The sequence below is a fragment of the Streptomyces sp. PTL18 genome (assembly GCF_059510295.1).
Genome location: NZ_JCAJZO010000012.1, coordinates 173,166 through 186,054 on the forward strand (window position 1 = coordinate 173,166; position 12,889 = coordinate 186,054).

Consider the following 12,889-nt stretch of genomic DNA (forward strand, 5'->3'; position numbering starts at 1 on the left):
CTGGGACGGGTAACGCAGCGGCACGGCCGCCGCCGTGCTGGAACTGCTACCCCCACCCAGGGCGCCGTACCCGGCTGTCTCGCCCCCTGATCAGCACCGGCCCCCACCGGTGCTGTTCACAGGGTAGGGCTGCCGGCCTGAAGCGGAAGGGCATTTGCAGAACTGGTCGGCCGACGCGTTTATGGTGAGGCGCATGTTTCGTATCGAGACAGAAGTCGACAAGGAGCGGCGCAATCAGCTCCGGGCTCGGCTGCGCGAGACGAACACGGCGGCCTCCCCGGTGCTGCGCGCCCTGCGCGGAACCCCGGCGGAGCGCGATGTCCCGCTCCATGTGTGGGCGGTGGACGCGGCGGGGGACCTGGCGGGCGGGCTGGTCGGGCACACCTGGACGACGTGGCTGCACGTCGCGTACCTGTGGGTGGACGACCGGCACCGCGGCGCGGGCCTCGGCACGTGTCTGCTGGCCCAGGCGGAGCGGACGGCCCGGGAGGACCGGGGCTGCACGGCGTGCCGCCTGGAGACGTGGGACTTCCAGGCCCCGGAGTTCTACCGGAAGCAGGGGTACGAGGTGGTGGGCGTGATCCCCGACTATCCGCCGGGGGTCACGGAGTTCACGCTGACGAAGCGGCTCGGCTGACCGTGCGGCACATCGCGTCGGGTTCAGGAGCCTCGAAGCCGTCGAGGCGCCCCGCGCCGAGCTGGAGAGGGCGCCGACGCTCGGCCGGCCTGCCCGGGGTGCCGCCCGCGGCATGAAGACCCGCACGAGCCGTCTCGAGGGCACGACACCTGCCCGGCCCTCACCGTCACGCATGTCTACGACGCCCCGCCGCCCGAGCCCGGTCCGATCCGCATCGCGCTCGTGTCGCGCCCGTCCGCTTCGCGGGCGGCGGCGAGTTCCGAGCCGCCGCCCGTTGAAGGGTCAGCTCAGCCGGCGTGCTCCGGCCGATGGCACCGCCGGGAACACCCGAGGTGCCGTGAATCCGGAGGCGGCGAACGCCTCCTCGATCGCCTTGCTGACCGTGTCCGTGTCCGGCGCCTCCACCAGGACGATCGCCGAGCCGCCGAAACCGCCGCCCGTCATCCGGGCCCCCAGCGCGCCCGCGGCGTTCGCCGTGTCCACCACCAGGTCCAGCTCCGGACAGGAGATCCGCAGGTCGTCGCGGAGGGAGACATGGCCCTCGGTCAGCACGGGGCCGATCGCCCGGACCTCGCCCGCGTCCAGCAGCCGGACGACCTTCTCCACCCGGTGGTCGTCCGAGACGACGTGCCGCACATAGCGGCGCACCCGCTCGTCCGACAGGCGCGCGAGCGCGGAGTCCAGCTCCTCGTACACCACGTCCCGCAGATGCGAGACTCCGAGCTGCCGTGCGCCCTCCTCGCAACCCTCGCGCCGCTCGGCGTACGCCCCGTCGCCCAGCGCGTGCTTCACGCGGGTGTCGACGACCAGCAGCGTCAGGCCCTGGGAGGCCAGGTCGAAGGGGATCTGACGGAGGGACAGGTCACGGCAGTCCAGGTGCAGCGCGTGGCCGTCCGTGGCACACGCCGACGCCATCTGGTCCATGACTCCGCAGGGCACGCCCACGAAGTCGTTCTCGGCGCGCTGGGCGATCCTGGCCAGCTCCGGGCCGGTGAGACCGAGCCCGTACAGGTCGTTGAGCGCGAGGGCGACGACCACCTCGAGCGCCGCCGAGGAGGACAGGCCCGCGCCGGTCGGCACCGTCGAGGACAGGTGGACGTCCGCGCCGGTGATCGGGTGGCCGGCCTCGCGCAGCACCCAGACGACCCCCGCCGGGTACGCGGCCCAGCTGGTGTTGGCCCGCGGCTCGAGGTCGTCGACGCTCAGTTCGACGACCGGGCCCTCGATGTCCGCCGAGTGCAGCCGCAGCACGCCGTCGGTGCGCCGGGAGACCGCCGCGATCGCCGTGTGCGGCAGCGCGAGCGGCATCACGAAGCCCTCGTTGAAGTCCGTGTACTCGCCGATCAGGTTGACCCGGCCCGGTGCCGCCCAGACGCCTTCGGGAGCCGCCCCGTAGATCGTCCCGAAGCCCTCGCGTACGCCCACCTACTGCTCCTTCGCGATGTTCTGTGCGAACTGCCACGCGTCCGCGACGATCCCCGCGAGGTCCGCGCGGGACGGGTTCCAGCCGAGCCTCTCCCGGGCCGTGGCCGCGGAGGCGACCAGGACCGCCGGGTCGCCGCCCCGGCGCGGGGCCACGATCTCGGGGATCGGGTGCCCGGTGACCCGGCGCACCGTCTCGATGACCTCGCGCACCGAGAAGCCGTTGCCGTTGCCGAGGTTGCAGATCAGGTGCTCGCCGGGCGTGGCGGCGTCCAGCGCGAGCAGGTGCGCCTCGGCCAGGTCGGCGACGTGGATGTAGTCGCGGATGCAGGTGCCGTCCGGCGTCGGGTAGTCGTCGCCGAAGATCGAGACGACCTCGCGCCTGCCCTGCGCGACCTGGAGGACGAGCGGGATGAGGTGGGACTCGGGATCGTGGCGCTCGCCGTGGGCGCCGTAGGCGCCGGCGACGTTGAAGTAGCGCAGGGAGACGGCGCCCAGCCCGTGCGCGGCCGCCTCACCGGTGATCATGTGGTCGACGGCAAGCTTGGAGGCGCCGTAGGGGGAGGTCGGCGCGGTCGGGTCGGTCTCGGTGATCGGGGTGCCCGCCGGTTCGCCGTAGGTGGCGGCGGTGGAGGAGAAGACGAGCTTGCGCACGCCGGCCTCCCGCATGGCGCCGAGCAGGGCCATGGTGCCGCCGACGTTGTTGTCCCAGTACTTCTCCGGCCGCACGACCGACTCGCCGACCTGCGAGAACGCGGCGAAGTGCAGGACCGCGCCGAAGGAGGCGTCCAGCCACTTGGCGGCGTCGCGGATGTCGCCCTCGATGAAGGTGGCACCGGCCGGCACGCCCTCGCGGAAGCCGGTGGAGAGGTTGTCGAGGACGACGACCTCGTGGCCGGCCTCGAGCAGGTGCTGTGCGACCACGCTGCCCACATAGCCCGCACCGCCGGTGACCAGGTACTTCCCGCTCATGAACTCGCTACCTCTCGCAGTCGCTGGGCGGCGGCCTCCGGCGGCACGTCGTTGATGAACACGTTCATGCCGGACTCGGAGCCCGCGAGGAACTTCAGCTTGCCGGAAGTGCGGCGAATGGTGAAAAGCTCGAGGTGGAGCGCGAAGTCGTCCCTGTTCACGCCGTCGAACGCGTCCAGTGTGCCGAACGGCGCCTGGTGCCAGGCGGCGATGTACGGCGTCGGAGGCTCGCCCTCGCCGAAGATCCGGTCGAAGCGCTTCAGGAGTTCCAGGTAGACCTTGGGAAACTCGGTGCGTGCCGCCTCGTCGAGCGCCAGCAGGTCGGGGACGCGGCGGCGGGGGTGGAGGTGGACCTCGTAGGGCCAGTGCGCGGCGTACGGCACGAACGCCACCCAGTGGTCGCTCTGCAGGACGATCCGCTCGCCGGCGAGCTCACGCTGGAGGACCGCGTCGAACAGGTTCTCCCCGCCGGTCGCCTCCTTGTGGGCGGCCAGCGAACGGAGCATCAGGGCGGTGCGGGGGGTGGTGAAGGGGTACGCGTAGATCTGCCCGTGCGGGTGAGCGAGGGTCACGCCGATCTCCGCGCCACGGTTCTCGAAGCAGAAGACCTGCTCGACGGCCGGCAGGTGGGACAGCTCGGCGGTGCGGTCCGTCCAGGCGTCCAGGACCAGGCCCGCCTGCTCCTCGGTCAGGTCGGCGAAGGAGGCGTTGTGGTCGGAGGTGAAGCAGACGACCTCACAGCGGCCGGAGTCGCCGGCGAGCGAGGGGAAGCGGTTCTCGAAGACGACGACGTCGTACGACGAGTCGGGGATCTCGCTCAGCCTGCCGTCCTGCGAGGGGCACAGCGGGCACTCGTCCGCGGGCGGGTGGTAGGTGCGGCCCTGCCGGTGCGAGGCGATGGCGACCGAGTCACCGAGCAGCACGTCCTGGCGGATCTGGGAGGTCGTGACGGTCCGCTCGAGCGGCCGGCGGTCCACCGCGTCCCGCACGACGTCGTCGCGCAGGTCGTAGTAGATGAGTTCACGACCGTCGGCCAGCCGGGTCGAGGTCTTCTTCACGTTCGACTCCTCATTCGAGCCACTCACCCTCCAAACATAACTCAACACACCAAAACACAAATCACCACCACCGTCAACGTCACAATCCAACAAAGCTCATCATCAGAAGTGTTCAAATATCGAACACGGGAGCGTAGGTTCCGGACTGATTGGTTCACGCAACGAAGAGCGAGCGCTCATGCACACCCCCACATATCTGGCAGCCGGGCTCCGACTCCCCACGAACGGACTGGACTACGCGATCCTCGGGATCTACTTCGCCGTCGTCCTCGGCATCGGCTTCGCGGCCCGCCGCTCGGTGAAGACCAGCCTCGACTTCTTCCTGTCCGGGCGCTCGCTGCCCGCCTGGATCACCGGCCTCGCGTTCATCTCGGCCAACCTGGCCGCCACCGAGATCCTCGGCATGGCCGCCAACAGCGCCCAGTACGGCGCCTACACCGTGCACTGGTACTGGATCGGCGCCATCCCGGCCATGGTCTTCCTGGGCCTGGTGATGATGCCGTTCTACTACGGCTCCAAGGTCCGCTCGGTGCCCGAGTTCCTGCTGCTGCGCTTCGACAAGGGAGCGCACCTGCTGAGCTCGATCCTGTTCGCGTTCGCCGCGATCCTCATCGCGGGCGTGAACCTCTACGCCCTCGCGATCGTCGTGGAGGCGCTCCTGGGCTGGCCGCAGTGGGTGGCGATCGTGGTCGCCGGCTTCTTCGTGCTCGCCTACATCACCCTCGGCGGCCTGTCGTCGGCCATCTACAACGAGGTGCTGCAGTTCTTCGTGATCCTCGCGGCCCTCATCCCGATCACCGTGCTCGGCCTGAGGAAGGTCGGCGGCTGGGGCGGCCTGACCGACAAGCTCACCAGGACCCACGGCCACGACTTCGTCACCGCCTGGGGCGGCACCGGGATCGGGCACGCCAACCCGCTGGGTGCCAACTGGCTGACCATCGTCCTCGGCCTCGGCTTCGTGCTGTCCTTCGGCTACTGGACCACCAACTTCGCCGAGGTGCAGCGCGCCCTGTCCGCGAAGAACCTCTCCGCGGCCCAGCGCACCCCGCTGATCGCCGCGTTCCCGAAGGTCTTCATCGTGTTCCTGGTGATGATCCCGGGCCTGGTGGCCGCCGTCCTCGTCCCGAAGATCGGCACGCCCGGCTCGTCCCTGCAGTACAACGACGCGATCCCGTACCTGATGCAGGAGCTGCTGCCCAACGGCGTCCTCGGCATCGCGGTGACCGGTCTGCTGGCCGCCTTCATGGCGGGCATGGCGGCCAACGTGTCGTCCTTCAACACGGTCTTCACCAACGACATCTGGGCGCGGTACCTCGTCAAGGACCGCGAGGACGCGTACTACGTCCGCTTCGGCCGCCTCATCACGGCCATCGGCGTGCTGGCGTCGATCGGCACGGCGTTCCTGGCCTCGTCGTTCTCGAACATCATGAGCTACCTGCAGACGCTGTTCTCCTTCTTCAACGTGCCGATGTTCGTGGTGTTCATCGTCGGCATGTTCTGGAAGCGCGCGTCCGCGAAGTCCGGCTTCTGGGGCCTGCTCGCCGGCACGGTGACCGCGATGGTGAACTACTTCGTCATCTACAAGCACGGCATCATCTCCATCCCCTCCGACCAGGGCGCCAACTTCGTCTCCGCGATCGCCGGTTTCGTGGCCGGCGCGGTGGTGATGGTCGCGGTCACGTCGTTCACCAGGCCCAAGCCGGAAGACCAGCTCCAGGGCCTCGTCTACGGCACCCGGTCGCCGGGCACGGCGGAGCCGCCCTCCGCGGGCGACGACGCCTGGTACCGCAGGCCCGCCCTGCTCGGCTGGGGCGCGGTCGTCCTCGCCGCCGCCTGCTACATCCCGTTCTCGCTCTGACCGCGGAGGATTGACCGACCATGTCCGAGTACTCCGAGCACGACCTCCAGCGCCAGGTCACCGAGCTGGAAGGAAAGTCCGCGACGGCGGCGCGCATCTTCGACCTGCGCCGCATCATCGGTGGCCTGTTCGTCCTGTACGGCGTCATCGTGACGATCGCGGGCTTCACGGCCTCCGACGCGGCGATCCGCAAGGCGGAGGGCGTCAACATCAACCTGTGGACGGGCCTCGGGATGCTGATCCTGGGGCTGCTGTTCCTGCTGTGGCTGAAGCTGAGGCCGATAGCTCCTCCGGCCGCTGACGCGGCCGCGGAGGAAGGACCGGAGTAACGCCCGGCTGGGCCGGGTGTGCCGCGTGGCCCGGCGCTGCCGGGGGTGCCTCCACCAAGCTCTTCGAGCAGGGGGTACCCGGGCCTCCCCCAGACCCGTCGAGGCCGTCGAGGCTCCGGGGACACGCCTGCCCGCGGCTACGCCGGGCGTTCATCCACCCCCGGCTGCTCGCTCCCGGGTCTGACGGGCCCCGCCCGGTCCAGCAGCCCCGTCCGCGCGGCCAGCGCCGCCGCCTCCAGGCGGGAGCCCACGCCCAGTTTCATCAGGACGCGCTGGACGTGGGTGCGGGCCGTGGACGGGGCGATGCCCATGCCCGCCGCGATCAGGCGGGTGTCCTCGCCGTCGGCCACCCGCACCAGGACCTCGACCTCTCTCGGGGTCAGCATCTGCAACAGCCGCTGGCCCTCGTCGTCCGGCTGCGCGGCCGGGTGGAGCAGTTCGTTGAAAGCGCCCTGCAACAGCTGCGGCGCCACGGCCGCCTCACCCGCCCGCGCCTTCATGATGGCCCGCTCGACGCCCTCGATGCGCTCGTCGTGGCGTACGTAGCCCGAAGCGCCGGCGGCGAACGCGGCCGCTATCCCACGCGGGCTGGGCACCGGGCCGAGGACCAGCACCGCCACCTGCGGGCGCTCCCGCTTGATGCGCACCACCGGGTCGAAGGCACCCGGCTCCGCGGGCGCCGCCGTGCCCAGCAGACACACCTCGGGCGCCCTGCTGATCACCAGGTCCGCCGCCCCCGCGGCGGGCGCCGCCGCGGCGAGCACCCGGTGCCCCCTCAGCTTCAGAGCCGAGGCCAGCGCCTCGGCGAGCAGTCGGTGGTCGTCGACCACCATGAGCCGCACTCCCATCGAGCAACCCCCAGTCCCCCCCATGGATGCCCACTATGGATGCCCACTCGCCCGCATGGACAGAAGCCCCCCGGCGCACGCGCCGTCCTTCATGCCCCCGGAAGCTACACGCTTGTTCGACGTTGCGCTTCCCCTACCGGGCAGAAGTGCCCCGGAACCCCGAAATCCCGCCCCATGGCGCTGATGCCGGGTACGTGAAAGGCCCCGCCCCGAACAGGAGCGAGGCCTTCGCCGCGCGCCGCGTACGCACTACTTCGCACCGCAGCCGAGCGCGGTGTACGTCTTCCGGTCCGCCGTGACCGGTGCGCCGACCAGGTCCTTGCCGAGAAACAGCCGGCCGTCGGTGTACGGCGGTTCGGACATCCTCGGGACCATGCTCATGATCGCGCCCAGCACGTCCCGGGCCGTTCTCGGACGGCCTTTCCATCACGGGGGACCGTCGGCAAAAGGGGCCGGTCCTGCCCCTGTTCCCAAGGAGGACCGGCCCGTGATGCCCTCGTCACGCGCCCTTACGCGCCTACACACGCCGCCCGCGGCGCACTTCCGCGTCCGCCGACCCCTAGGCGTCCCCTAGGCGTCCTCGGCGAGTTCGAGCCAGCGCAGTTCCAGCTCCTCGCGCCGGTCCGCCAACTCCCGCAGTTCGGCGTCGAGTCCGGCCACCTTCGCGAAGTCCGTGGCGTTCTCGGCGATCTGCTGGTGCAGCTTGCCCTCCCGCTCGGTGATCTTGTCCAACTGGCGCTCGATGCGCTGGAGCTCCTTCTTCGCGGCGCGGGCGTCGGCCGCGGACGCGGTGGGGCCGGCCGCCGCGGGTGCGGGACCGGCGGCCGCCGCGGCGGCCTCCTCCATACGGTGGCGCCGCTCCAGGTACTCGTCGATGCCGCGGGGCAGCATCCGCAGCGTGGCGTCGCCGAGGAGGGCGTAGACCTTGTCGGTGGTGCGCTCGACGAAGAAGCGGTCGTGGGAGATCACGACCATCGAGCCCGGCCAGCCGTCGAGCAGGTCCTCGAGCTGGGTGAGGGTCTCGATGTCGAGGTCGTTGGTGGGCTCGTCGAGGAAGAGGACGTTGGGCTCGTCCATGAGCAGGCGCAGCAGCTGCAGCCGCCGCCGCTCACCACCGGACAGGTCGCCGACCGGCGTCCACTGCTTCTCCTTGGTGAAGCCGAACGTCTCGCACAGCTGCCCGGCGGTCATCTCGCGCCCCTTGCCGAGGTCGACGCGCTCCCGGACCCGCTGCACGGCTTCGAGGACCCGCCAGGTCGGGTCGAGCTCGGCGACCTCCTGGGAGAGGTAGGCGAGCTTGACGGTCCTGCCGACGGCGATCCGGCCGCCCGCCGGCTGCTGCTCGCCCTCGCTGCGCGCGGCGTCCGCCATGGCACGCAGCAGGGAGGTCTTGCCGGCGCCGTTCACGCCGACGAGGCCGATGCGGTCGCCGGGGCCGAGCTGCCAGGTGACGTGCTTGAGCAGCACCTTCGGGCCGGCCTGGACGGTGACGTCCTCGAGGTCGAAGACGGTCCTGCCGAGGCGCGACGACGCGAACTTCATCAGCTCGCTGCTGTCGCGGGGCGGCGGCACGTCCTGGATCAGTTCGTTGGCGGCCTCGACGCGGAAGCGGGGCTTGGAGGTGCGGGCGGGGGCGCCGCGCCGCAGCCACGCCAGCTCCTTCCTGATCAGGTTCTGCCGCTTGGCCTCCTCGGAGGCGGCGATGCGCTCGCGCTCGGCGCGGGCGAAGACGTAGTCGGAGTAGCCGCCCTCGTACTCGTGGACCGTGCCCCGCTGCACGTCCCACATGCGGGTGCACACCTGGTCGAGGAACCAGCGGTCGTGGGTGACGCACACCAGCGCGGAGCGGCGCTCGCGCAGGTGCTGCGCGAGCCAGGCGATGCCCTCGACGTCGAGGTGGTTGGTGGGCTCGTCGAGGACGATCAGGTCCTGCTCGGCGATCAGCAGCTTGGCGAGCGCGATACGGCGCCGCTCGCCGCCGGAGAGGGGGCCGATGACGGTGTCGAGCCCCTGCGGGAAGCCGGGCAGGTCGAGTCCGCCGAAGAGGCCGGTGAGCACGTCGCGGATCTTGGCGTTGCCCGCCCACTCGTGGTCGGCCATGTCCCGGATGACCTCGTGGCGGACGGTGGCGGCCGGGTCGAGGGAGTCGTGCTGCGTGAGCACGCCGAGGCGGAGCCCGCCGGAGTGCGTGACACGGCCGGTGTCGGCCTCCTCCAGCTTGGCGAGCATCCGGATCAGGGTGGTCTTGCCGTCGCCGTTGCGCCCGACGACCCCGATCCGGTCTCCCTCGGACAAGCCGAGCGAGACGCCGTCGAGCAGGGCACGGGTGCCGTACACCTTGCTGACGTTCTCGACATTGACCAGGTTGACGGCCATTTCACTCCTGACGCGGGGATCGATCAGCCTTCAAGCGTAGGGCCTCCGGCGGAGGGGCGGGGCGCGCGGTGATCGTCACTCTTCCGGAGTGCGCTCAGACCGCCGTCGCACCCGGCGCGGGAGACACCGCCACCCGTGCCGAAGCACACGTCCCCGACGCCACCAGCGCCCCCGCGATCTCCTCCGCCGCGACCGCGTCCCGCGCGAGGAACGCCGTCGTGGGCCCCGACCCCGACACCAGCCCCGCCAGCGCCCCCGCCGCGCACCCCGCCGCCAGCGTGTCCGCCAGCTCCGGGAACAGGGACAGCGCCGCCGGCTGCAGATCGTTCGACACCGTCGCCGCCAGCGCGGCCGCGTCCCCCTTCGCCAGCGCCTCCAGCAGGTCCTGGGACGCGACGGGCTCGGGGATCCGCACGCCTTCGTTCAGGCGGTCGAACTCCCGGAAGACCGCCGGGGTGGACAGGCCCCGTCCGGCCGTCGCGAACACCCAGTGGAACGCACCCCCGACCTCCAGCGCCGTCAGCCTCTCCCCCCGCCCGGTGCCCAGCGCCGCCCCGCCCACCAGACTGAACGGCACGTCGCTGCCCAACTCGGCGCAGATCCCCAGCAGTTCCTCGCGTGGGGCGCCCGTGCCCCACAGCGCGTCGCACGCCACCAGCGCGCCCGCCCCGTCCGCGCTGCCGCCCGCCATGCCCCCGGCGACCGGGATGTCCTTGGCGATGTGGAGGTGCACGGCGGGATCCAGCCCGCGGCGTTCCGCGAGCGTCAGCGCCGCCCGCGCCGCCAGGTTCGTGCGGTCCAGCGGCACCTGCTCCGCGTACGGCCCCGAGCAGGTGACGCGCAGTTCGTCGGCCGGGGTCACGGTGATCTCGTCGTACAGGCCGACGGCCAGGAAGACGTTCGCCAGGTCGTGGAAGCCGTCGGGGCGAACGCCGCCCACCGCCAGCTGCACATTGACCTTGGCCGGGACGCGTACGGTCACGCTCACTTACTCGGACTCCCCTGTCGCATCCTTCGCCGCCTCCGCGATACGCGCGAACTCCTCCACGGTCAGCGACTCGCCGCGCGCCTGCGGTGAGATGCCGGCGGCCACCAGCGCGGCCTCGGCCGCCGCCGCCGACCCCGCCCATCCGGCGAGCGCGGCCCGCAGCGTCTTGCGCCGCTGGGCGAACGCCGCGTCCACGACGGCGAACACCTCCTCCTTCGACGCGGCGGTCCTGACCGGCTCGGCGCGCCGCACCAGCGACACCAGTCCGCTGTCGACGTTGGGCGCGGGCCAGAAGACATTGCGCCCGATGGCCCCGGCACGCCTGACCTCGGCGTACCAGTTGGCCTTCACGGACGGCACCCCGTACACCTTCGACCCGGGTGCGGCGGCGAGCCGGTCGGCGACCTCGGACTGCACCATCACCAGCGTCCGCTCGATGCTCGGGAAGGTGTCGAGCATGTGCAGCAGGACGGGGACGGCGACGTTGTAGGGCAGGTTGGCGACCAGCGCGGTGGGCGCGGGACCCGGCAGCTCGCGGACGTGCAGCGCGTCGGAGTGCACCAGCGCGAACCGTTCGGCGCGCTCCGGCGTGCGCGCGGCGACGGTGGCGGGCAGCGCCGCCGCCAGCACGTCGTCGATCTCCACGGCGGTGACGCGCTCGGCGGCCTCGAGGAGCGCCAGCGTCAGCGAGCCGAGCCCGGGGCCCACCTCCACGACGACGTCCTCTGGCCGTACCCCGGCGGTGCGTACGATGCGCCGCACGGTGTTGGCGTCGATGACGAAGTTCTGGCCGCGCTGTTTGGTGGGGCGTACGCCGAGGGCCGCCGCCAGCTCACGGACGTCGGCGGGGCCCAGCAGGGCGTCGGGGGTGGGGCTGCTCACGGGGCAAGCCTACGGGGCGGTGCCCGGTCCCCCGGCCGGTGGCACCGTCACCGGTACAGCCGTGACCCGCAGTGCGGCCACGGGCTGGTCCCCTGGCGTGCGTAGAGCTTCTTGGCCCGGTACGTCTGCTCCGCGGCCGGGGCGTCCTGCGGCCGGCCGGAGCCGCCGAGGCTGCGCCAGGTGCGCCGGTCGAACTGGTAGAGGCCGCCGTACGTGCCCGACGGGTCCACCGCGCGGGCCCGGCCGCCGGACTCGCAGACCGCGAGCCCCTGCCAGTTCAGGTGCTCCGCGCCGGCCACCAGGTTCGGGCGCGTCTTGGTGCCGATCCGCACGAGCTGGGTCTGCGGCTCCCGCACCACCTCCACCCTGATCCGCCGCGGTCTCTCCCGCACGCCGTTGACGGTGCGCAGGGCGTAGACGACCCGGCGCGCGCCCGGCTGCCCGGGCCGCACGACCACCTCCGTTCCCTTGAGCAGGTTCGGGTCCTTGGTGCGCCGCACGGCGAACGGGATCGGCTCCTCGCGGACCTCCCGGGAGCCGGTCACCCGCAGCACGGTCACCGTCTGCCCGTCCAGCGGGAAGCTGTCCGGGGCCACGGACGTCGTGTCCTGCCGGTAGAGCACGACCCCGGCCTGGGCGACGGCCTCCCGGACGGTCGCCGCGTTGGTCCGGATGGTACGGGCCTTCCCGTCCGCGAGCACCGTCACCGTGCGCTCGGTACGGACGTCCACCTCGAGTCCGTCGCGGTTGATCCCCCCGGAACGCGAGGTCGACACGTAGGCGCCCTCCGGGCGCACTCCGAACTGCTGCAGCGCTGCCTCCACCGTGGGCGCCGTCGTCCACACCTCCCGCCGGATGCCGTCGATGACGAGCCGCACGGGGTGGCCGTGGCGCACCGCGACCTCGCCGCCGCTCGTGAGCGGTGTTCCGGGTGCCGGGGCGACGAGGTCGTGCTCGCCCACCTTCACGCCCTCCTGGGCGAGCAGTTCGCCGACGTCGGCGGCGAAGGTGTGCAGCGTGCGGGTGCGGCCGTCCACGGTCAGCTCGACCGCCTTGTCGTTCGCGACGAAGGCGGTGGTGCCGCCGGCCAGGAACGCGACGACGAGCGCCTGCGGAATCAGGCGGCGTACGGAGCCGGGGCGTGTGCCGCCCTTCCTGCGGCGCGCCGCGTGCCGGGCCTGGGCGCGCCCTGCGCGCCGCGGGGCGGGCTCCGGCCGGGTGAGCCCTGCGGGACGTGGCGGGGCGGGCTCCGGCCGGGCGAGCCCCGTGGGACCTTGGGCGGCCTCCGGCCGGGCGAGCCCTGCCGGACCTGGCGGGGCGGGCTCCGGCCGGGCGAGCGCCGTGGGGCGCGGAGCGGGCTCCGGCCGGCGGCGGGCCGGGCGGACCGTTATCTCCACGGTGCGGGCCGCCACGCGGGCGCGCGCCTCGTACGCGGGCCGGTACGTGTCCGGGTGGGCGCGACCGGGGGCCTCACGGTCCTGGTACGCCCCGTACGGCGAGTACTGCCGGTTGCTCACGA

Annotated in this window: 11 protein-coding genes; 3 read left to right on the forward strand and 8 right to left on the reverse strand. The window is 72.1% G+C overall.

Going from position 1 to position 12,889, the window contains the following annotated elements:
- The first annotated feature begins 181 nt into the window (after positions 1-181).
- Positions 182-637, forward strand: coding sequence for a GNAT family N-acetyltransferase (locus AC5WS8_RS23220; RefSeq protein WP_496105370.1), 456 nt, complete (start codon positions 182-184; stop codon positions 635-637).
- 282 nt (positions 638-919) lie between these two features.
- On the opposite strand, the gene galK is transcribed toward AC5WS8_RS23220, so the two are convergent.
- From galK to galT, 3 genes are read right to left on the reverse strand one after another with little or no spacing between them, the layout of a single operon-like run.
- Entirely contained in the window at positions 920-2,062 is a 1,143-nt protein-coding gene (galK, locus tag AC5WS8_RS23225) for a galactokinase (protein WP_496105371.1), read from the reverse strand.
- Entirely contained in the window at positions 2,063-3,031 is a 969-nt protein-coding gene (galE, locus tag AC5WS8_RS23230; protein WP_496105372.1) for a UDP-glucose 4-epimerase GalE, read from the reverse strand.
- Positions 3,028-4,089, reverse strand: coding sequence for a galactose-1-phosphate uridylyltransferase (galT, locus tag AC5WS8_RS23235; RefSeq protein WP_496105401.1), 1,062 nt, complete (start codon positions 4,087-4,089; stop codon positions 3,028-3,030). The genes galE and galT overlap by 4 nt, the downstream gene beginning before the upstream one ends.
- Before the next feature lie 178 nt (positions 4,090-4,267).
- On the opposite strand from galT, the gene AC5WS8_RS23240 reads away from it, so the two are divergent.
- A complete protein-coding gene (locus AC5WS8_RS23240) occupies positions 4,268-5,947 on the forward strand; it encodes a sodium:solute symporter family protein (RefSeq protein ID WP_496105373.1) in 1,680 nt (559 codons plus the stop codon).
- Positions 5,948-5,967: 20 nt separating this feature from the next.
- Positions 5,968-6,276 (forward strand): hypothetical protein, encoded by a 309-nt coding sequence (locus AC5WS8_RS23245; protein ID WP_496105374.1) that lies wholly within the window; start codon positions 5,968-5,970, stop codon positions 6,274-6,276.
- Between the two features lie 137 nt (positions 6,277-6,413).
- Here AC5WS8_RS23245 and AC5WS8_RS23250 read toward each other — a convergent pair whose 3' ends face one another.
- From AC5WS8_RS23250 to AC5WS8_RS23270, 5 genes are all read right to left on the reverse strand, one after another.
- Positions 6,414-7,124, reverse strand: coding sequence for a helix-turn-helix transcriptional regulator (locus AC5WS8_RS23250; protein WP_496105375.1), 711 nt, complete (start codon positions 7,122-7,124; stop codon positions 6,414-6,416).
- 570 nt (positions 7,125-7,694) lie between these two features.
- Positions 7,695-9,500 carry an ABC-F family ATP-binding cassette domain-containing protein gene (locus AC5WS8_RS23255; RefSeq protein ID WP_496105376.1) on the reverse strand — a complete coding sequence of 602 codons (1,806 nt, stop codon included), beginning with the start codon at positions 9,498-9,500 and terminating at the stop codon, positions 7,695-7,697.
- Positions 9,501-9,594: 94 nt separating this feature from the next.
- The gene (locus AC5WS8_RS23260) at positions 9,595-10,488 is read right to left on the reverse strand and encodes a 4-(cytidine 5'-diphospho)-2-C-methyl-D-erythritol kinase (protein ID WP_496105377.1); all 894 of its coding nucleotides are present in this window, start codon (positions 10,486-10,488) and stop codon (positions 9,595-9,597) included.
- Positions 10,489-11,370 (reverse strand): 16S rRNA (adenine(1518)-N(6)/adenine(1519)-N(6))-dimethyltransferase RsmA, encoded by an 882-nt coding sequence (rsmA, locus tag AC5WS8_RS23265; RefSeq protein ID WP_496105378.1) that lies wholly within the window; start codon positions 11,368-11,370, stop codon positions 10,489-10,491.
- A 47-nt stretch (positions 11,371-11,417) separates the two neighbouring features.
- On the reverse strand, positions 11,418-12,887 hold the full coding sequence (locus tag AC5WS8_RS23270; RefSeq protein ID WP_496105379.1) for a resuscitation-promoting factor: 1,470 nt from the start codon (positions 12,885-12,887) through the stop codon (positions 11,418-11,420).
- Between the last annotated feature and the right edge of the window lie 2 nt (positions 12,888-12,889).

Coding starts and splice junctions, on each gene's coding strand:
- AC5WS8_RS23245 (WP_496105374.1), top strand. CDS start 5,968: ATGTCCGAGTACTCCGAGCACGACCTCCAGCGCCAGGTCACCGAGCTG.
- galE (WP_496105372.1), bottom strand. CDS start 3,031: ATGAGCGGGAAGTACCTGGTCACCGGCGGTGCGGGCTATGTGGGCAGC.
- AC5WS8_RS23220 (WP_496105370.1), top strand. CDS start 182: ATGGTGAGGCGCATGTTTCGTATCGAGACAGAAGTCGACAAGGAGCGG.
- AC5WS8_RS23240 (WP_496105373.1), top strand. CDS start 4,268: ATGCACACCCCCACATATCTGGCAGCCGGGCTCCGACTCCCCACGAAC.
- AC5WS8_RS23255 (WP_496105376.1), bottom strand. CDS start 9,500: ATGGCCGTCAACCTGGTCAATGTCGAGAACGTCAGCAAGGTGTACGGC.
- AC5WS8_RS23250 (WP_496105375.1), bottom strand. CDS start 7,124: ATGGGAGTGCGGCTCATGGTGGTCGACGACCACCGACTGCTCGCCGAG.